This window comes from Rhizobium sp. 21-4511-3d, assembly GCF_053522545.1.
Genome location: NZ_JBNWCF010000006.1, coordinates 276,329 through 295,817 on the forward strand (window position 1 = coordinate 276,329; position 19,489 = coordinate 295,817).

Below are 19,489 nucleotides of genomic sequence, written 5' to 3' on the forward strand. Positions count from 1 at the left end.
CATGAATATCGCCGTCCTCGACTTCGCGAATGCCCGGGAAACGGAAAGCCATCTGCCACCGCAAATACCATCGGTGGCGGAACTGATGGAGCAGGCACTGTCGCCGCACCTGCTGATCGGCATGCCGCATATGACCTCCGCCGGCCTCTCCGATACGTGGCTGATGAAGGAACTCGGCCACCGGCACTGGCTGATGCTCGCCCGTCATCTCGGCATGCCCGACGCCGATTTCCGCACGTCCGACGGCGGCGAAGCCTATGCGGCGATCTGCGCGACCTCGCTGCAGGATGCGCGCTTCGACAAGGCGCGCGCCAACGACGTCCTGACCATTCGCTCGGCGTTGACCCCGGTCTCGCGCACACAGGTCTCTACCCGCCACGCGCTATCAGTGCGAGGCATACCCATCGGCGATGTTGAGCTGATCTCCACCTTCGTCCACCGCACCCGGGACGGTGACAATTACTCGATCGCCCGCGTGCCCCTGCCCGGCATGGCGGAGGCTACTGCGGAGAACGCGCTCGCCCGCACTGCCTCGCTGCTACGCTCCGGCCAGCTCGATACCCATCTCGGCCTACAGGCAAATCCGCCGAAGCGATTGCGTGGCTTCCGCTTCGAGCCGGATGCATCGCAGGAGTTCAACGGTGCGGGGCTTTTCTATTTCGCGCAGTTCCAGGCGATCACCGATCGCGCCTTCGGGAGATGGTTCGGCACAACGCGACCGATCCGGCACCGCGACGTGTTCTTTTCCGGCAATATCCGTCAGGGGGAGACGGTCTATCTGGAGCTGATGGCGATGACGCCTGAACGTCGCGCCGCACTTTGCCGCCTCCTGCGCGAAGACGGCAAAGTGATCGGCCAGATCTTCTCGGCCTGGAGCTGATTACCGCCAGCCGAGCGCCGGCGCGACATGCTTCAGGATGCTCTCGATCACATGCGCGTTGTAGGCGACGCCGAGCTGGTTCGGGACGGTGAGCAGCAGCGTGTCGGCCTCGGCGATCGCCTCGTCCTTGCGCAACTGTTCGATCAGCTTGTCGGGCTCTGCGGCATAGGAACGGCCGAAGATCGCCTGGGTCTGCGGGTCGATATAGCCGATCTGGTCCTGGCTCTGGCCGCTTGCGCCGAAATAGGCGCGGTCCATGTCGTTCATCAGCGCGAAGATGCTGCGGCTGACGGAGACGCGCGGCTCGCGTGCGTGACCGGCTTCCTTCCAGGCCTCGCGATAGATGCGGATCTGCTCGGCCTGCTGGACATGGAAAGGCTTGCCGCTCTCATCCGTCTTCAGCGTCGAGCTCTGCAGGTTCATGCCGAGCTTGGCGGCCCAGACCGAAGTGGCATTGGAGCTCGATCCCCACCAGATGCGCTCAAGCAGACCTTCCGAATGCGGCTCGAGGCGCAGCTTGCCGGGCGGGTTTGGAAACATCGGCCGCGGATTGGGCTCGGCAAAGCCTTCGCCCCTGAGCACATCGAGGAAGACTTCGGTATGGCGGCGGCCCATATCGGCGTCGCTCTCGCCCTCGGCGGGCGCGTAGCCGAAATAGCGATAACCATCGATCACTTGCTCCGGCGAACCGCGGCTGATGCCGAGCTGCAGGCGACCGCCGGCGATCAGATCGGCCGAACCGGCATCTTCCGCCATATAGAGCGGGTTCTCGTAGCGCATGTCGATAACGGCCGTGCCGATCTCGATGCTCTTCGTCCTCGCGCCGACGGCGGCGAGCAGCGGGAAAGGCGAAGCCAGCTGGCGCGCGAAGTGATGGACGCGGAAATAGGCGCCATCGGCGCCGAGCTCTTCGGCGGCAACGGCGAGATCGATCGACTGCAGCAGCGTATCGCCGGCCGAGCGGGTCTGCGATTGCGGAGAGGGCGACCAGTGGCCGAAGGAGAGAAAGCCAATCTTTTTCATGGTATCACCAATTGCAATGTTTCGTTGCCGGCTTCTTCGCACGGGAGCGCCGCCCGGTATAGCCGCAGCTGATTGAACAGAGTGTCGCCACGGCACCGGAAAATGCGTGTTGCTTGCAGCGCAGTCCCGCTATGCGCCAAGCGGGACACTCCCATGCGCCAAAAACAAAAACGCCGGCTCGTATGAACCGGCGTTTCGTATGGGATTTTATTCGGCTTTCGCCGGCCGTTTAGCGGCCGGAAGCAGCGCGTGCGACCGACTGGATTTCGCTGCGGCCGATGCCGAGGTCGCTGAGTTCGCGGTTCGACATGCGACCGAGTTCAGCAACGGTCTGACGGTACTTGCGCCAGTTATTGAAAGAGCGTGCAATGTTCATCTTAGTCCCCTTCCTTGGGCTTTGCGAACCCTGCTGCCCCAATCGGCGCTCCGTTCGCTTCGATGAGATGTACATAATATGAGCCGCCTCGGATTTGCAGCGCAAAGACATCCAATCAGCAATGCGTAAATTGCATAGCTTGCCCATATGAAGGGCAATTAATGGACACTCGGCGTCTTCACCACGAGAGCGAAGTCCTCGGCAACGAGCTCGCTGATCGCGATCAGCACCTCTTCGGCGCTAAAGCCGGAGGCAATCGTCGAGCGGATCAAATCTTGGAGATCCGGCTCCACCACCTCGCGGCAGTCCTCGAGCCTCTCATCCGAGACATTCATGCTGAACAGTTCTTCCATCGCACAACCCTTTCATGTCCCGGCCGCCGGCGCATCTGCCGGCGGCCCCTGGATCGTTACCGTGCCGAAGCGCGGCGCTTCGTGGGCAACAGCCCTTCGCGCTGCAGCTTCTTCCTCGCCGCCTTGCGCACGCGGGCGACGGCCTGCGCCCGCTCGCGCACCCGCCGTTCGGACGGCTTCTCGTAGGCGCGGCGTTCCTTCATCTCGCGAAACAGGCCTTCCTTCTGCATCTTCTTCTTGAGGACGCGGATTGCCTGTTCCACATTGTTGTCTCTGACAATGACCTGCATGGTGTTCTCCTTATCGTTGGCGTTCGATGTCTCAGCCCAGCTGTTTGGCGATGATCGCCTTCAGTTCCCGGCGCGTCAGCAGGCAGGGATAGGGCTTCCAGTTCTTGTCGGGCCGCTTCACGGCCTCGTCGCGCTCGCGCGGCGCTGCCGCGGCAGGCGCAATCGCGGTATTCGTCTTGTTCAAATGTCATCCTTGGCCGCCTGAGGGCGGCATCCGGCACCAGCCGGCGCAAAACGCCAGCCGGCCGGCGCTGAGCGCCGGCGATGCCTTGGGTTAGTATGTGAATGATGACGAAAAGATAGGGAGACGGGCGCCAGTTTGCAAGGCGCGCTCGATGAACCTCCGCCGCAGCCCGGGCCGCGGCGGAGGCTTGCACCGGATGCGATCAGCCTTTGATGAAGGCGAGCAGGTCGGCGTTCAGAACGTCTGCATGGGTAGTCAGCATGCCGTGCGGATAGCCCTTGTAGACCTTCAGCGTACCGTTCTTCAGAAGCTTGATCGATTCATGCGCGGAAGCGCCGATCGGCACGATCTGGTCGTCGTCGCCATGCAGCACCAGCGTCGGTACCGAAATATTCTTCAGGTCTTCGGTCTGGTCGGTTTCCGAGAAGGCCTTGATGCCCTCGTAATGGGCCTTGGCGCTGCCCATCATGCCCTGGCGCCACCAGTTGCGGATCACGCCTTCGGAGATCGCGGCACCCGGACGGTTATAGCCGTAGAACGGGCCGGTCGGGACATCGAGGAAGAACTGCGCGCGGTTATCGGCAAGCGCCTTGCGCAGGCCGTCGAAGACTTCGAGCGGCAGACCGCCCGGATTGGCCGCGGTCTTCAGCATCAGCGGCGGAACGGCGCTGACCAGCACGGCCTTGGCAACGCGGCCCTGCGGCTCGCCGAACTTGGCGACATAGCGCGCAACCTGGCCGCCACCGGTGGAGTGGCCGATATGGATGGAGTTTTTCAGATCGAGATGCTCGACGACGGCAGAGGCGTCGGCGGCGTAGTGGTCCATGTCGTGACCTTCGCTCACCTGCGAAGAACGGCCATGGCCGCGGCGGTCATGGGCGATGACGCGATAGCCGCGCTGCACGAAGAACAGCATCTGATTGTCCCAGTCATCGGCCGAAAGCGGCCATCCATGATGGAACATGATCGGCTGGGCATCCTTCGGGCCCCAGTCCTTGTAGAAAATCTGCACGCCATCTTTGGTGGTGACGAAATGCTCGGTCATATTGGTCGTCCTCTTATCGTTTGGGGTTGAATTGTTTAAAGGGCAAGCCAAGCGGATAGGCGGGCTGACCGGAAAAAGACGGCTCGTGTCGCCGGGTCAGCGCGCGGCATCTTTAGTGATGGACCTCAGGAGATCAAGATGCCCACTGCAGCCATTGCTGGTACGGTCGCGGACCTGCACCATCCGGATTAGCCCATCTCGATTACTTGCCGTACAAGCGCCCCTCCTCTACCTTTCGCGCCACTGAATGTTCGTTGGGGGCGGCTTTCAGCCGAAGCTCACATGACCTACGATCTTATGGTCAACGGCAAGACATATGCTGTTGATGTCGATGGTGACATTCCGCTTTTATGGGTTCTGCGTGACACGATAGGCCTGACCGGCACGAAGTTCGGCTGCGGCATCGCCATGTGTGGCGCCTGCACCGTGCATGTCGATGGCGTGCCGATGCGCTCCTGCGTCATGCCGGTGGCGGAGGCTGCCAGCAAGCAGGTGACGACGATCGAGGCGATCGGCAACACCGAGGCTGGTGCCCGGATCCAGAAGGCCTGGCTCGACATCGATGTCGTGCAATGCGGCTACTGTCAGTCCGGGCAGATCATGTCGGCAACGGCGCTGCTCGCCGCCAATCCGAAGCCGACCGATGACGACATAGACGCCGTCATGGCCGGCAATATCTGTCGATGCGGCACCTATCCGCGCATCCGCGCGGCGATCAAGCTGGCGGCGGAGGCGTGATGCGATGTCTCTCCTCGACAAGATCAATCCCGCTCTCTCGCGCCGCCATTTCCTGATCGGCGCCTCGCTGACGGCATCGGGCCTGCTGATCGGCGTCAGGCCTTCGCTCACAGCCGACGCGCCGCCGCTCCCGCTGCAGCCGAACGCCTTCATCCGTATCCCCGCGGAAGGCAAGATCGCGCTGATCATGCCTTCGGTCGAGATGGGCCAGGGCATCTACACGGCGGTCGCCATGCTGCTCGCCGAAGAGCTCGAAGTGAGCCTCGACCAGACCGTTCTCGAGCATGCACCGGCGGACCCCGAGAAATACGCGAACCCGCTTCTCGGCGACCAGATCACCGGCGGCTCGCTGGCGGTCCGCGCGGTCTACGATCAGATGCGCAAGGCGGGTGCTACGGCCCGCATCATGCTGGTCAATGCCGCCGCCAGCGGCTGGGGTGTCGATCCGGAAAGCTGCGAAGCCAGAAACGGGCAAGTCCTGCACACTGCGACCGGCCGCAGCGCCAGCTATGGCGACCTGATTGGCGATGCCGCCTCGCAACCGGTGCCGCAGGATGTGCCGCTCAAACCGGCCTCAAGCTTCGCCATCATCGGCAAGGCGGTGCGCCGCCTCGACAGCCCCGAGAAAGTCAACGGCACCGCGAAATTCGGCATCGATGCGCGGCCGGACGGCGTCTCCTATGCGGCAATCGCCATCTGTCCGCACTTCAACGGCAAGCTCAAGAGCGTAGACGATGCGCCGGCGCTTGCCGTCAAAGGCGTGAAGCAGGTCGTGCGCATCGAAGAGGCCGTCGCCGTCGTCGCCGACAATACCGGCGCGGCGCGCAAGGGCCTTGCTGCCTTGTCGATCGAGTGGGATGCGGGACCAAGCGCCAGCGTGTCCCTCGCCGATCTGGAACAGCGGATGGATGCCGCGATCTCCGGCGAAGCGATTGCCCATATCAAGGAAGGCGATGTCAACAAGGCGGAAGCCGAACATGGTCCGGTTCACGAATTCATCTACCGGCTGCCGATCCTGACCCATACGGCGATGGAGCCAATGAACTGCACGCTCGATGTCCGCAAGGATGGCTGCGACGTCTGGGTCGGGACGCAGGTGATGGGGCGTACGCGACAGGCGGTTGCCGAGGTCACCGGCCTGCCGGTGGAGAAGGTCGTCGTTCACAATCATCTGCTCGGCGGCGGCTTCGGCCGTCGGCTGGATGTCGATGGCATCATCCTTGCCGCTAAGATCGCCAAGCAGGTCGACGGCCCGGTGAAGGTCACCTGGAGCCGGGAGGAAGATATCCGCCACGACTGCTACCGGTATCTCAATTACAGCAAGGTCACCGCAACGCTCGGGCCGGACGGCATGCCGGTCTCCTGGCGCCATCGCGTCATCGGCCCCTCCGTCATGGCCCGCTGGCTTCCGGCCTTCACCCGCGATGGGATCGACCTCGACCAGATGGGCGGCGCGGAAACGCCCTATGCCATTCCGAACAAATATACCGACTTCGCGCGCCACGAGGCGCCGGATGGCATGCTGACCGGCAACTGGCGCGGCGTCGGTGCGACGCGCAACATCCCGCCGATCGAAGGCGGCATCGATGAACTCGCCCATATTGCCGGGATCGACCCGCTGGAATACCGCCGGCGCCTGCTCGGGCATAAGCCGCGCCTGCTTGCAGCACTCAATCTCGCCGCCGAAAAGGTCGGCTGGACCAACGCACCACCCAAGGGAAAAGGCCGCGGCATCGCGCTCTCGGAAGATTTCGGCAGCTTCTCGGCGATGATATCAGAAGTCAGCGTGGACGACGACGGCGCGTTCAAGACGGAACGCATCATCTGCGCCGTTGATTGCGGCCAGGTGATCAACCCGGATACCGTCGAAGCGCAGATCCAGAGCGGTATCGTCTATGGGCTGAGCGCGGCACTCTACGGCCGCATCACGGTTCTGAACGGTGCCGTCGTCGAGGGCAATTTCGACGACTCTCCGGTGTTGCGCATCCACGAAACGCCGAAGATCGAGGTGCATATCGTCCCGAGTTCGGAAACGCCGGGTGGCATCGGCGAGGTCGGCACGCCAGGGGTCGCGCCTTCGCTCTTCAACGCGATCTTTGCCGCGACCGGGAAACGGCTGCGCTCACTGCCGATCGACCCGGGCGGATTGAGGAGGGTGTGAGATGAGACCGCTGACCACCTTGTCATTCGCCGCCCTCATCGCCTTCGGCACCACGCTGGCCGGAACCGGCGCCATTAAAACCTACGCCGAGACGGCAACGGACGGGGCGCTGAAGACCGTCGCCGATTTCGAAACGATCCCCGACAAGGCCGCGCGATCCAAGGCGATTTTCGAGGAGGCGAGCCGGGTGATGACCCATCCGCGCTGCATCAACTGCCATCCGGCAACCCGCAGCCCGACGCAGGGCGAGGACATGCATCCGCATGTGCCGCTGATGATCGCCGCAAAGACCTCGCATGGCCCCGCGGGGCTTGCCTGCGCCACCTGCCATGGCGCGGAGAACCGCCCGATCGTCGGCAGCAAGCTGAAATCGATCCCCGGCAATGCCCATTGGCAGCTGGCGCCCGCCAGCATGGCCTGGCAGGGCCTGACGGTCGGCCAGATTTGCGAGCAGGTGAAGGACACCAGCCGCAACGGCAACCGCTCGCATGCGGACCTGATCCGGCACATGGGCGAGGACCATCTGGTCGGCTGGGCCTGGCATCCGGGCGATGGCCGCACCGCCCCTCCGGGATCGCAGGAAGCCTTTGCGGCGCTGATCGCCGCCTGGGTGGATACCGGCGCCGAGTGTCCGTCTTAGCTTAGGCTTCCGAGCGGAAATCCAGGCCGATATCGAGGATCGGGGCGCTGTGGGTGATCCAACCGACGGAGATGAGATCGACGCCTGAAGCGGCGATGGCGGCTGCCGTCTCCGGCGTGATGCGGCCGGAGGCTTCCGTGATCGCCCGCCCGGCGACGATACCGACGGCTTCGCGCAGCTGTTCCGGCCCCATATTGTCGAGGAGCACGGCATCCACGCCCTCTTCCATGACTTCGCGCAGCTGGCTGAGCGTATCGACCTCGATCTCGATCTTGACCATGTGACCCGCAGCCTTGGCGCGGCGCAGCGCCTCGCGCGTGCCACCGGCGATGGCGATGTGGTTGTCCTTGATCAGGATCGCGTCGTGCAGGGCGAAGCGATGGTTCATGCCGCCGCCGGCGCGGACGGCGTATTTCTCCAGTGCCCGAAGCCCCGGCGTGGTCTTGCGCGTGCAGGCGACCGACGCCCTGGTTCCGGCAATCGCGCGCGCAATCGATGCGGTAACGGTGGCAATGCCCGAGAGATGGCTGAGAAAGTTGAGGGCGGTGCGCTCGCCGGTCAGCAGGCCCCGTGATGGGCCGCTGATCGTCGCGATCACCTCCCCGGCCTCGACGGCAGCGCCATCGTTGACATGCCGGGTCATGGTAATAGCGGGATCCACGAGCTGGAAGGCAAGCTCGGCGGCATCGAGACCGGCAATCACACCGGGCTGCCGCGCGGCCATGACGACGGTCGAGCGATGATCGCCCGGGATGACGGCGGCCGAGGTAATGTCTCCGGCAAGCCCGAGATCCTCGGCAAGCGCATTGCGCACGATCGGCTCGACGATGACGCGCGGCAGGGAAACGAGGGGCATGTCAGGCACTCCTTGCAAAATCCTGGGATGTGGCGGCGCGGGCGCTTTCCAGCACCTGCGCCAACGTCATCGTCCGCCGTCTGGCGGCCGGATGTTTGAGCGGCAAATCAGTCCGCGCATGCGCGCCGCGCGACTCGTTGCGCAGGCTTGCGAAGACAGCGATCGCCAGCGCAACGACGGCCGGATCCGAAGCCGGCCCCTCCTCTTCCGCCAGAGGCAGAAGGGCGGCGATCGCGCCATGCATCGCTCCGGCATTGCGCAGCACGCCGAGATGGCGCGAGACGATAGGCCGGACGAGCGCCGTGTTCGACCGTCCCGGCATGGCGGGGATCGCCGCGAGGCTGCCGTCGGCATCGGATCCCGCGATGCTGCGGGCCGCCCGCATGCCCATGACGGCGGCTTCGAGCAGCGAATTACTTGCTAGGCGATTGGCGCCGTGCAGGCCGGTCGATGCCGCCTCGCCCGCGACCCACAGGCCCGGAACGCTGCTGCAACCGTCGAGATCGGTGGCAACGCCGCCCATATGATAGTGCACCGCCGGGCGCACGGGGATCGGCTGCAGGCCGGGATCGACGCCCGCCTCCTGGCAGAGCTCGGCAATCACCGGGAAACGCGAAGCAAAGCCGGTGCCGAGAGCGCGGCGGGCATCAAGGAAGACGCGGCCGCCGCGGGCGATCTCGGCGCTGATGGCTCGAGCGACGATATCGCGCGGCGCAAGCTCGGCGCCTGCGACATCGGCCATGAACCGCTCGCCCCGTTCGTTGATCAGCTCGGCGCCCTCGCCGCGCACGGCTTCGCTGACCAGCGCCAGCGGCCGGCGGCGGCTGTCGAGCGCGGTCGGATGAAACTGCACGAATTCCATATCGGCGAGCGCGGCGCCGGCGCGGGCCGCAAGCGCAATGCCCTGACCGAAATTGCCGGCCGGGTTGGTCGTCGCCTCATAGAGACCGCCAATGCCCCCAGTCGCCAGCAGCACCCGCGAAGTCGGCAGCACGAAATCGCCGCCCGCACCGGCACAGAGCAGACCGCAGACCGCGCCATCGGCCATGATCAGCCGTCGCGCCTCGGCGCCCTCAATGACCGTGATCGCGGGATCGGCGAGCACCGCAGCGGCAAGCGCCCGGATGATCGCCGCCCCGGAGCCATCGCCTTCCGCATGAACGATACGGCGGCGCGAATGCGCTGCTTCCAGGCCAAGCGCCAAGCCGCCCGCGCCGTCGCGATCGAACCGGACGCCGAAGCGTTGCAGCGCTGCGATCGTATCCGCAGCGTCCGCCACAATGCTTTCTGCCGCTCCGACATCACAGAGGCCGTCGCCCGCGGCGAGCGTATCGGCAAGATGCAGGCCGACGCTATCATCCGCGCCGAGGGCCGCGGCAATGCCGCCCTGCGCCCAGGCGCTCGAAGTCTCGGCGCCAAGCGCGCTGCGGGTGACGATGACGGAGGGCGCGGGGGAGAGCGTCAGCGCCACGATCAGGCCGGCAAGCCCGCTGCCGACAATGACCGGACGTCCAGCCAGGTGAGTGAGGATCTCGCTCATATCGCCAGCATCCTCTCAACGGCGAGACGGGCGGCAGCCGCCACGCTCTCGTCAACGGTAACTTCGTGGCGGTTTTCTTCCAGCGCCGTGCGGATGTTGGAGAGCGTGATCCGCTTCATATGCGGGCAGAGATTGCAGGGGCGGATGAACTCGACATCCGGGTGATAGACGGCGACGTTGTCGCTCATCGAGCATTCGGTGAGCAGCACGACGCGCGCCGGCTTCCTCGCGCCGACATAGTCCGACATGACAGCCGTCGACCCGGCGAAATCCGCTTCCGCGACGACATCCGGCGGGCATTCGGGATGGGCGAGAACGGTGACGCCGGGGTGATTTTCGCGCAACTGCCTGACGTCGTCGGCCGAAAACAGCTCGTGGACCTCGCAATGGCCGTGCCATGCAATGATCTCGACATTGGTCTCGCGGGCGACGTTGCGGGCCAGATATTCGTCCGGGATCATCAGCACCCTGGGAACACCGAGGGATTCGACGACCTGCTTGGCATTGCCCGAGGTGCAGCAGATATCGGAAGCCGCCTTCACCGCAGCCGAGGTGTTCACATAGGTAATGACGGGGACGCCGGGATGGGCCTGGCGCAGAAGCGCGACATCCTCTGGCGTGATCGAGTCCGCCAGCGAGCAGCCGGCACCCATATCGGGGATCAGCACCGTCTTGGCGGGATTGAGGAGCTTCGCCGTCTCGGCCATGAAATGCACCCCGGCAAGCACGATCACGTCGGCATCGACATCGATCGCCTTGCGGGCGAGCGCCAGGCTGTCGCCGACGATATCGGCTACGCCGTGGAAGATTTCCGGCGTCTGGTAGTTATGCGCCAGGATGACGGCGTTGCGCTTGCGCTTCAGTTCGAGGATGGCCTCGACATCGTCTTCGAACGACATCCATTCGGCCTTGGGAATGACCCGGCTGACGCGCTCATAGAGAGAAGAAGCAGAAACGGGGCGGTTCATGGCGATCTCCTTTATGCTCAATTTGAGCATTTACGGAGCAAATAGATATTCTCACATTGAGTATATGTCAATTGCGGGAGAGAGGCAGTTTCGATCCAGAGAGGGCGCGCTCCTCGACAACGGTTTCGCGGAAGCGGAACAGCTTGGCGGGACGCCCGCCGGTCTCGCTGGTCACGCCGCCGGTTTCCTCGACCAGCTCCTGCTGCTCGATAAGGCGGCGAAAATTCTGCTTGTGAAGGCCGAGCCCTGCCAGCGCCTCCACGGCGCGCTGCAGCTGCAGCAGCGTGAAGCTCTCCGGCATCAGCTCGAAAACGACAGGGCGATATTTGATCTTGGCGCGCAGGCGGGCAACGCCGGTCGCCAGGATGCGCCGGTGATCGGCAAACATCGGGCGGCCGAAATTGTCAGCGCCACCAGCCTCGGCCACCAGTCTTGCCTCGTAGAGCATCTCATAGCGCTGCAGCGTCAGATCCTCGTTCCAGCCGCCACCATCGAGACCGAAAGTGAAGTCGGCGCGCCGGTGCCGCTCATGACGCCTCGCCGGCTCGGCATCCGCCCAGAGCCGCAGCTTCTCGATGACTTCGCCGAGCACCTCGGGAGCGCCCTGACGATGATCCTCCCAGGGCAGGTACTCGTACCATCCATGCCAGGCAGGCCGCCCGGCGCCCGGCGCCTCCTGTTCGCGCACCAGACCGAGATAGCTGATCGAAATGGTCCGGCCGCCGAGGATGTCGTTGTTCCGGTCGCGGTCGGCGAATGTATAGAGCTGCTCGAGATAGCCGATCGGATGGCCCGTCTGCTCCTGGATCCATTCGCGCAGCCCGCTCTGCAGCGTGCGATGCCCGAGTTCGAAGGGGCCGGAGGGCAGCGCTTCGCCTGAGCGGACAGTCATGACGCGCGGCTCGTCACCGGTCACGGCCGTCACGACAGCCATGAGTTCGGCATGGGCAAGCCCGATCGTCACGTTGATTCCCCTCAGCTATCCGGCACTTCGATCCTTTTGGCACAGCCGCGCCGCTTCGCCAACAGGCGCTGGAGGCTGCCGCAGCTTTGCGCTATTAGGCATCAAGCCAACCAGCCGGGTCCGCCGCCGCAGATGTTCGTCCTGAAAAACCAGATCAGCCTTGAGCAAACGATCAAGAAGAGCCGGTTTCTTGCGATCGCCGTTCCTGTCGACAGCGAAGCGGCGGTAAAAACGGCACTCGCGCAGCACTCCGACCCTTCCGCCAATCACAATTGCTACGCCTGGCGCGTCGGCAACATCTATCGCTTCAGCGATGACGGCGAGCCCTCGGGCACAGCCGGAAAGCCGATCTTCCAGGCCATGGAAGGTCGCCAGCTCGACAAGACCCTCGTCATCGTCACCCGCTGGTTCGGCGGCGTGCTGCTCGGCGCGGGCGGCCTGGTTCGCGCTTATGGCGGCACGGCAGCCGCCTGCCTGCGCGAGGCCGAGCTTGCGGAAACCGTCGCCTCGATCGGCGGGACCGTTCACCTGAGCTTTCAGGATCTGGAGATCGTTCGCGCCAAGCTGGCATCGGCAGGCATGGCCCGCGTCATGGCCGAGCAGTTCGACCACGAAGGCTGCTGGCTGACGCTCGATATCATCGAGAAGCACGCCGAAGACGCCGCTCTGATAATCACCAACCTGACCCGTGGCCGCTCCGCGCTGAAGCTCGACGACAACGCCGTCGAGTAGCGGCGAGCGCGGCTCTGCCGCACCCTCATTTCCATCCCTCCTCCCTGGCTGCGCTACCACGACCCATCCACAGGCCGCCGATTTGATCGACATTAAATTGTTGACAATTTACATTCTGCATGTGAAGTCTTGCCTCAAGAGGAGAGTTGAATGGTTCTGAGCGCTGTCGAGATCTTGCGGTCGCAGTCCCTGCCCATGGTGCTGGAGCAGGAGATCGAGCGCGTCATCCTGAGCGGTGAGTTCGGTCCCGGCGACCGGATCAACGAGAAGGAACTGGCGCTGCGCTTCGGCATCAGCCGCGGCCCGATCCGCGAGGCGCTGCGCTCGATGGATTCCTCCGGCCTCGTCGAGCAGGTGCCGAACCGCGGCTTCTTCGTCCGCGAGCTCAGCGCCGAGCAGGCCTGCGACGTCTATGAGGTCCGTGCCGCACTGTTCGGCCTTGCCGGAAAGCTGCTGGCCGAGCGCATCACCGACGAAGGCATCGGCCGGGTCAAGACATTCATCGCCGACATGGACAAGGCGGTCGCGGCCGATGATTTCGAAGCCTATGTGAAGCTCAATTTCGCCTTCCACGAATTCATCGTCCGCAACGCCGGAAACCCGACGCTTGCCCAGCAATATCTCGGCCTTGTCAAGCAGCTGCGGCTCTACCGCGCCCGCAACCTGATGCTCGGCGATTCCTTGCATGCCTCGCATCTCGAACATCACGAGATGGCGACGGCGGTGATCGCCCGCGACCCGCAAAGGGCGCTGGCGGCTCATACCAGACATGTCGACTCCGCCCGGCTGCGGCTGATGGCGACCGTCGCGACACATAAGTAAAACAGGGAGACACCACGCGTGACCAGCATATCCGACATCACGGCTCAGGCCATCCGTTTCATCGAGCAGACGACCTATGCCGACCTGCCCGAAGAAGCCCTTGCCATCGGCCGCCGCTGCATGGTCGATACGGTTGGCCTCTATCTCGCAGGCAGCCAGGAATCCTCCGTCCGTATCCTGATCGAGGATGCGCTGGCCCAGGGCGGCCGCGGCGATGCTCCGCTGCCGGGCGCCGGCACGAAGAAGGTTCCGGCCGCGATCGCCGGCCGCGCCTGGGGCACGTCGGGTCATGCGCATGACTGGGACGACACGCAGGTCTCGCACGATCCGGCCCACGTTTACGGCCTGCTCACCCATCCTTCCGTGCCGCCGCTGACAGCTGCGCTGATCGTAGCCAGCGAGCTTGGCAATGTCGACGGCCGTGACATCATGCTGGCCTTCCAGGTCGGCTTCGAGGTCGAATGCAAGATTTCCGAATGGATGAAGCCGCGCCACTACCGCCGCGGCCACCACACGAGCGGCACCGTCGGCACCTTCGGTGCGGCTGCTGCTGCCGCCAAGCTGCTCGGCCTCAAGGGTGCGCAGCTTGCCCATACGCTCGGCCTCGCTGCCAGCTTCGCCGCCGGCATCCGCGTCAATTTCGGCACGATGACCAAGCCGCTGCATGTCGGCCGCGCCTGCGAAAACGGCATCACTGCCGCGCTTCTCGCCGCCCGCGGCTTCGAAGCCGATCCGGCGGCACTTGACGGCACCTGGGGCTTCTTCTCGGTAATGGGCGAAGGCTTCGACGAAGAAAAGGCCAAGCAGGGCTTTGCGTCGCCGCTGACGATCGTCAGCCCCGGCGTCAGCATCAAGCCCTATCCGTCGGGCATCCTCACCCATCAGTCGATGGACGCGATGCTGAAGCTGGTGCTCGATCACGATCTCAAGCCGGAGCAGATCAATCGCATCCGCTTCTTCGCCGGCAAGAACATCATCGAGCCGATCCGCTATCCGATCGCCAAGAACCATCTGCAGGCGAAGTTCTCGATGCCGGCGCTGCTCGCCATGATCGCGCTTTGCCGCCGCGCCAGCCATCATGAGTTCGAGGACGCCTTCGTCGCCGGAGAGGCGATGCAGGATCTGCAGGCGCGCACCGAAGTCATCAACGATCTCGAGATCGACGCGCAGGGCTACGACAAGATCCGCTCGCGCATCGAGGTCGCCACCAAGGACGGCCGCACCCTCGTGCAGTGGGCAGACGAGCGCTATCGCGGCGGCCCGTCCAACCCGATCAACGATACCGATCTGGGCGCCAAGTTCCTAATGTGCGCCGAGGGCGTCATCAGCGATAGCGACCAGGCCGAACTGCTCCGCCTGGTCCGCGGCATCGACAAGGGCGCCGACATCAAGCGCCTGATGGCGCTGATCAGCGGTGACGGCGCAGCCGCCGGGGGCCTTGCTGCGGAATGATCTGATTTTTTGAGGCAACACCGCCCTGGGAGAGGCGGTGAACTAGTGGGAGAGAGAAATGAGCATGATCAAGATGATTGGAACAGCAGTTTCCGGGCTCGCCGCTCTGGCACTGCTGTCCGCAACGCCGGCTCTCGCAGAGCCGGCGGCCTATCCGGTCAAGGTCGTCACCCTGGTGACGCATTCGAGCCCGGGCGGCGGCAGCGACGTCTTCCTTCGCGAGATGTCGAAATATCTCGGCAAGTACATCAACGCCACCTTCGTCGTCGAAAACGTCCAGGGCGGCAGCGGTGCGAAGGCCATGGCGCGCGTCGCTGCGGCTCCTGCCGATGGCAGCGTCTTCTACGCGACGACGCCGACCTATATCTACACCTCGCTGATGAGCAAGCCGCAGTCGACCTACAAGGACATGCAGCCGCTCGTGAACTTCTTCCTCGACAGCGAAGTGATATTCACTCGCGCCGACGGCCCCTACAAGTCGCTGAAGGACGTCATCGATCACGCCAAGAAGGAGCGTGGCCGCTGGGGCGCTGCAAACCCGGCCTCGCTGGAACGCCAGGCGGCCGAACAGCTGAAGCGCGCCGCAGGCGTCACGCCCGCGATCGTCACTCATGAAGGCGGCGGCGACATGATGCTCAACGTGCTGAACGGCACGCTCGACATCGGCATCGGCGAAATCCAGGAACTGCGCTCGCAGCTCGACGCCGGCAAGATCGTGCTTCTCGCCACCTTCAATCCGGAACGCATCGCCGACAAGCCTGATGTCCCGACCGTCAAGGAACTCGGCTACGACGTCTCGCTCGTGAAATTCCGTGGCCTCGCGGGCCCGAAGGGCATTCCGGATGAGACTGCTGCGATTTGGGACGAAGCCGTCAAGCAACTGCTCGAAGACCCAGATTACAAGAAGGCCTACTCCGAAGAAGTGCTCGTCGCCAAGCCGATCGGCCACAAGGAATATCCCGATTTCGTCAACACCTTCGCGACCACCACCGAAGACTTCCTGAAGTCGACCGGCGCGATCAAGTAACCGGCCGCGACATGCCGGAACCGCGCGGCCCGCGGTTCCGGAGCCCCCTGCTTCTCCATGAGGACAGTCTCATGAACAAAGATCTTCTCAGCGGCGTAGTGCTTCTGGCCGTCGCCGGCACTTATTACACCTGGACCACGCAGATCGCCGACAGCACGCTCTCCGACGAGATCGGTGCCGGCGGCCTGCCGAAGGTTTTGGCTGCCATCCTCGCCATTCTCGCCGTCTGCCTGATCGTCCGCACGCTGCTTTCGGCCCGCATGAAGCCGGCAACAGCCGCGGCTGCCGCGGGCAATGCCGACGACGAAGAGGCGGATGAAAACGCCAAGCTTCCCCGCGCCATCGGCTTCCTGCTCTTCGGCGCCGCTTACGTCGCCCTCCTGCCCTTCGTCGGCTATCCGATTGCGACAGCCCTGCTGATCGCCGGCATCGCCCTTTACGAGGGATCGCCGCGCACCTGGGTCATCCCAGCGGCCGCGATCGGCGGCGGCATTCTCTATTGGGCCATCTTCGTGAAGCTGCTCGGCGTCAACCAGCCGATGGGCTCGCTCTTCCAAGGACTATTCTGATGGCGACCTTCTGGGACATCATCCATCTCTTGACTGAAACGCCGATCTTCTTCGTCGCCATCGCCGGCCTCACCTGGGGCATTCTCGGCGGCGCGCTTCCCGGCATTTCCGCCTCGATCACCATGGCGCTCGTTCTGCCGTTCACCTACACGATGGACCCGGCACAGGCGATCGCGCTGCTGGCTTGCGTCTATATCGGCGCCGAATACGGCGGCTCGATCCCGGCGATCCTAATCCGCACGCCCGGCACCAACTCGTCCGCCGCGACCGTCATCGACGGCTACGAGATGAACCGCCAGGGCCGCGCCGGCGAAGCGCTCGGCATCTCGCTGATGTCCGGTGTCGTCGGCTCGCTGTTCGGCCTGGCGATGCTGATCCTGCTGACCGAGCCGCTTTCGTGGTTGGCACTTGCCTTCACGCCCGCATCCTATTTCGGCCTCGGCATTCTCGGCCTCAGCGTCATCGCCTCGATGAGCGGCGGCTCGCTGATCAAGGGACTGGCAGCCGCGACGATCGGCCTGATGCTCTCGACCGTCGGCACCGACCCGATCTCCGGCGTCACCCGCTTCACCTTCGATATCCCCGATCTTCTTGGCGGTATCGAGCCGGTTCTCGTCATGGTCGGGCTTTTCGCGCTGACCGAGTTGATGAGCCAGTCCGGTTCGGCAGGCATGAGCCGGCTCAATGCCAGCATCCGCATCAAGCTGCCAAGCCTGTCGATGATGAACAAGCTGAAGCGTTCGCAGTTCATCGGCTGCATCCTCGGCCTGTTTGAGGGCCTGACGCCCGGCGGCGGCGGCTCGATCGCGGCCTTCATGTCCTATAACGAAGCCCGCCGCTGGTCGAAGACCCCGCAGCTCTTCGGCAAGGGTTCAGAAGAAGGCGTCGCCGCTCCTGAAGCCGCCAACAACACCGTGGCAAGCACGGCGATGATCCCGCTGCTCAGCTTCGGCATTCCGAGCTCGAACTCCACAGCGGTCCTGCTCGGCGGCCTGCTGATGCACGGCCTGATCCCGGGACCGCGCCTGTTCGAACAGAGCGCCCAGGTCATCGACAGCATCTATGTCGGCTCGTTCATCGCCATCATCGCCCAGATCGGCATCGGCATCATCATCCTGCCCGCCTGCATCTGGCTGGTGAACCGTCCGCGGCAGTACCGCTCCGGCTTCATCTTCGCGCTGATCCTGTCCGGCATCTACACGCTGAACAACAGCCTCTTCGACCTCGGAATCGCGCTCGGGCTCGGTCTGGTGGGCTACCTGATGCGCCTGACGCGCTTCCCGGTTCTGCCGATGATCCTCGGCGTCGTCCTCGGCCACATGGTCGAATCCAGCTACCGGCGCTCGCTGGTTCTGTCCGGCGGCGACCTGATGATCTTCCTGCAGGATCCGATCGCGCTGGGCCTGCTGACGCTCGCCCTCATCTTTATCGTCTTCTCCCTTGCCCGCGAAGTTCGCGACGCGCGCAAGGCCAAGCTGAAGGAAGCTCATTCATGAATGTTGCCGTCTCGAAACCGGCACCGGTCGCAACCACGCTCGCGGCATTTGCCGCGAGTGCAGTGCCCCCGGCAGCAGCGCGCACCACCTGCCGCCAGCTGATCTTCGATATCGTCGCGCTCGCAGTCGCCGCCCGTGATACCGATTACGTCAAGGCGGCCCTCGGAAGCGCTGCGGATGAAGGCGATTGCACCGCCTTCGGCCATGCCCGAAAGCTCGGCCTCTACGATGCAGCCCTGGTCAACGGCACCGCCGCCCATGGCGAGGACTATGACGACACGTTCGAAGGCGGGCCGATCCACGCGGGTGCGGTCATCGTCTCGGCCGTGCTGGCGATCGCAGAACAGCGCAAGCTCGACGGCGAAGCGGTGATGCGCGGCATTGCCGTCGGCACCGAACTCATGTGCCGCATGAGCCTCGTGGCGCCGCAGGCGACCCACAAGGCAAGCTTCCATCCGACGGCGATCTTCGGCGCACCGGCAGCGGCAGCAGCCGTCGGCGCCGCGCTTGGACAGGATGCGGAAACCATTGCCCGGGCGCTCGGCATCTCCGGCAGCCTCGCATCCGGGATCATCGAATATCTCGCCGATGGCAGCTCGACGAAGCGCCTTCATGCAGGTGCAGCCGCCCAGGCGGGTCTGCGCGCCGCACTGCTCGCCGAAGGCGGCTTTACCGGCCCGATCACGGTCTTCGACGGCACCAACGGCATGTACAAGGCCTTCGCTCCGTCGAAGACGCCCGATTTCGCGCCGCTCCTCGATGGTCTCGGCGAGAGCTGGGTGCTGGAGACGCTGGCCTTCAAGCCCTATGCCTGCGGAACGATGACCCAGCCCTTCATCGACTGCGCCATCAAACTCGCCAAGTCGGGCGTTGCCGCCGACGATATCGTCTCGATCACCTGCAATGTCGGCGAGGGCACCGTCCATCGCCTCTGGGAGCCGCTTGCCAAGAAACATCAGCCGCCGAACGGCTATGCCGGCAAGTTCTCGACGCCCTATTGCATCGCCGTCGGCTTCACCGATGGCCAGGCCGGGCTCGGCCAGTTCACCGACGAACGCGTCAAGGATCCAGCACTGCGCGCGCTTGCCGCCAAGGTCTCCTACGAGATCGACCCCAACGATCCCTATCCGCGCGGCTATACCGGCCACGTCAAGGCAGTCCTGAAGGACGGCAGCATCCGCGAATTCCGCCAGCCGCATATGCGCGGCGGCGCGCATGAGCCGCTGCCGGATGCCGAACTGCAGGCCAAGTTCGAGGCGAACCTCGCCTTCGGCGGCTTGACCGGCGAGCGGATCGATGCACTTCGTTCGGCACTCGGCCGCATCGCTGATGGCGGTGCCGTCGACCTGTCGGCAGCGCGGCTGTGAACGGAG

21 protein-coding genes are annotated in these 19,489 nt (G+C 64.4%); 11 read left to right on the forward strand and 10 right to left on the reverse strand.

Annotated elements, in window-relative coordinates:
- Position 1: 1 nt before the first annotated feature.
- Complete coding sequence (locus tag ACQZ5H_RS15755) at positions 2-880, forward strand: Pnap_2097 family protein (protein ID WP_449098295.1); 879 nt, start codon at positions 2-4, stop codon at positions 878-880.
- Here the strand turns inward: ACQZ5H_RS15755 and ACQZ5H_RS15760 are convergent, their stop codons facing one another.
- The 6 genes from ACQZ5H_RS15760 to ACQZ5H_RS15785 form a co-directional block, all read right to left on the reverse strand.
- Entirely contained in the window at positions 881-1,903 is a 1,023-nt protein-coding gene (locus ACQZ5H_RS15760; protein ID WP_449098296.1) for an LLM class flavin-dependent oxidoreductase, read from the reverse strand.
- 229 nt (positions 1,904-2,132) lie between these two features.
- The gene (locus ACQZ5H_RS15765; protein ID WP_112711237.1) at positions 2,133-2,279 is read right to left on the reverse strand and encodes a DUF1127 domain-containing protein; all 147 of its coding nucleotides are present in this window, start codon (positions 2,277-2,279) and stop codon (positions 2,133-2,135) included.
- 158 nt (positions 2,280-2,437) lie between these two features.
- On the reverse strand, positions 2,438-2,632 hold the full coding sequence (locus tag ACQZ5H_RS15770; RefSeq protein WP_112711238.1) for a hypothetical protein: 195 nt from the start codon (positions 2,630-2,632) through the stop codon (positions 2,438-2,440).
- Positions 2,633-2,688: 56 nt separating this feature from the next.
- A complete protein-coding gene (gene rpsU, locus ACQZ5H_RS15775) occupies positions 2,689-2,922 on the reverse strand; it encodes a 30S ribosomal protein S21 (RefSeq protein WP_112711239.1) in 234 nt (77 codons plus the stop codon).
- Positions 2,923-2,953: 31 nt separating this feature from the next.
- Positions 2,954-3,106, reverse strand: coding sequence for a hypothetical protein (locus ACQZ5H_RS15780; protein ID WP_165402710.1), 153 nt, complete (start codon positions 3,104-3,106; stop codon positions 2,954-2,956).
- A gap of 202 nt (positions 3,107-3,308) precedes the next feature.
- Positions 3,309-4,151 (reverse strand): alpha/beta fold hydrolase, encoded by an 843-nt coding sequence (locus ACQZ5H_RS15785; protein WP_449098297.1) that lies wholly within the window; start codon positions 4,149-4,151, stop codon positions 3,309-3,311.
- A gap of 282 nt (positions 4,152-4,433) precedes the next feature.
- Between ACQZ5H_RS15785 and ACQZ5H_RS15790 the strand changes: the two genes are divergently transcribed.
- Genes ACQZ5H_RS15790 through ACQZ5H_RS15800 form a run of 3 tightly spaced genes read left to right on the forward strand, consistent with a single transcriptional unit; the run spans position 4,434 to position 7,690 of the window.
- A complete protein-coding gene (locus ACQZ5H_RS15790; protein WP_413712307.1) occupies positions 4,434-4,889 on the forward strand; it encodes a (2Fe-2S)-binding protein in 456 nt (151 codons plus the stop codon).
- A 4-nt stretch (positions 4,890-4,893) separates the two neighbouring features.
- On the forward strand, positions 4,894-7,050 hold the full coding sequence (locus ACQZ5H_RS15795; RefSeq protein ID WP_449098298.1) for a molybdopterin cofactor-binding domain-containing protein: 2,157 nt from the start codon (positions 4,894-4,896) through the stop codon (positions 7,048-7,050).
- A 1-nt stretch (position 7,051) separates the two neighbouring features.
- Positions 7,052-7,690, forward strand: coding sequence for an Isoquinoline 1-oxidoreductase subunit (locus tag ACQZ5H_RS15800; protein ID WP_449098299.1), 639 nt, complete (start codon positions 7,052-7,054; stop codon positions 7,688-7,690).
- Between the two features lies 1 nt (position 7,691).
- Here ACQZ5H_RS15800 and nadC read toward each other — a convergent pair whose 3' ends face one another.
- The 4 genes from nadC to ACQZ5H_RS15820 form a co-directional block, all read right to left on the reverse strand.
- On the reverse strand, positions 7,692-8,546 hold the full coding sequence (nadC, locus tag ACQZ5H_RS15805) for a carboxylating nicotinate-nucleotide diphosphorylase (RefSeq protein WP_449098300.1): 855 nt from the start codon (positions 8,544-8,546) through the stop codon (positions 7,692-7,694).
- 1 nt (position 8,547) lies between these two features.
- On the reverse strand, positions 8,548-10,086 hold the full coding sequence (locus tag ACQZ5H_RS15810; protein WP_449098301.1) for an L-aspartate oxidase: 1,539 nt from the start codon (positions 10,084-10,086) through the stop codon (positions 8,548-8,550).
- Positions 10,083-11,054, reverse strand: a complete 972-nt coding sequence (nadA, locus tag ACQZ5H_RS15815) for a quinolinate synthase NadA (RefSeq protein WP_449098302.1) — start codon at positions 11,052-11,054, stop codon at positions 10,083-10,085. The genes ACQZ5H_RS15810 and nadA overlap by 4 nt, the downstream gene beginning before the upstream one ends.
- 67 nt (positions 11,055-11,121) lie before the next feature.
- Complete coding sequence (locus ACQZ5H_RS15820; protein WP_449098303.1) at positions 11,122-12,018, reverse strand: NUDIX hydrolase; 897 nt, start codon at positions 12,016-12,018, stop codon at positions 11,122-11,124.
- 132 nt (positions 12,019-12,150) lie between these two features.
- Here ACQZ5H_RS15820 and ACQZ5H_RS15825 point away from each other — a divergent pair, with 132 nt between their 5' ends.
- From ACQZ5H_RS15825 to ACQZ5H_RS15855, 7 genes are all read left to right on the forward strand, one after another.
- A complete protein-coding gene (locus ACQZ5H_RS15825; RefSeq protein ID WP_449098304.1) occupies positions 12,151-12,750 on the forward strand; it encodes an IMPACT family protein in 600 nt (199 codons plus the stop codon).
- 150 nt (positions 12,751-12,900) lie between these two features.
- Positions 12,901-13,572 carry an FCD domain-containing protein gene (locus ACQZ5H_RS15830; protein ID WP_449098305.1) on the forward strand — a complete coding sequence of 224 codons (672 nt, stop codon included), beginning with the start codon at positions 12,901-12,903 and terminating at the stop codon, positions 13,570-13,572.
- Positions 13,573-13,590: 18 nt separating this feature from the next.
- A complete protein-coding gene (locus ACQZ5H_RS15835) occupies positions 13,591-15,024 on the forward strand; it encodes an MmgE/PrpD family protein (RefSeq protein WP_449098306.1) in 1,434 nt (477 codons plus the stop codon).
- Between the two features lie 58 nt (positions 15,025-15,082).
- Complete coding sequence (locus tag ACQZ5H_RS15840; RefSeq protein WP_207225185.1) at positions 15,083-16,051, forward strand: tripartite tricarboxylate transporter substrate binding protein; 969 nt, start codon at positions 15,083-15,085, stop codon at positions 16,049-16,051.
- A 71-nt stretch (positions 16,052-16,122) separates the two neighbouring features.
- A complete protein-coding gene (locus tag ACQZ5H_RS15845; RefSeq protein WP_130281682.1) occupies positions 16,123-16,620 on the forward strand; it encodes a tripartite tricarboxylate transporter TctB family protein in 498 nt (165 codons plus the stop codon).
- Positions 16,620-18,116 (forward strand): tripartite tricarboxylate transporter permease, encoded by a 1,497-nt coding sequence (locus ACQZ5H_RS15850; RefSeq protein WP_130281684.1) that lies wholly within the window; start codon positions 16,620-16,622, stop codon positions 18,114-18,116. Before ACQZ5H_RS15845 ends, ACQZ5H_RS15850 begins: the two co-directional genes overlap by 1 nt.
- Positions 18,113-19,483: an MmgE/PrpD family protein gene (locus ACQZ5H_RS15855; RefSeq protein ID WP_449098307.1), complete on the forward strand. Its 1,371-nt coding sequence runs from the start codon at positions 18,113-18,115 to the stop codon at positions 19,481-19,483. Before ACQZ5H_RS15850 ends, ACQZ5H_RS15855 begins: the two co-directional genes overlap by 4 nt.
- Positions 19,484-19,489: the final 6 nt, after the last annotated feature.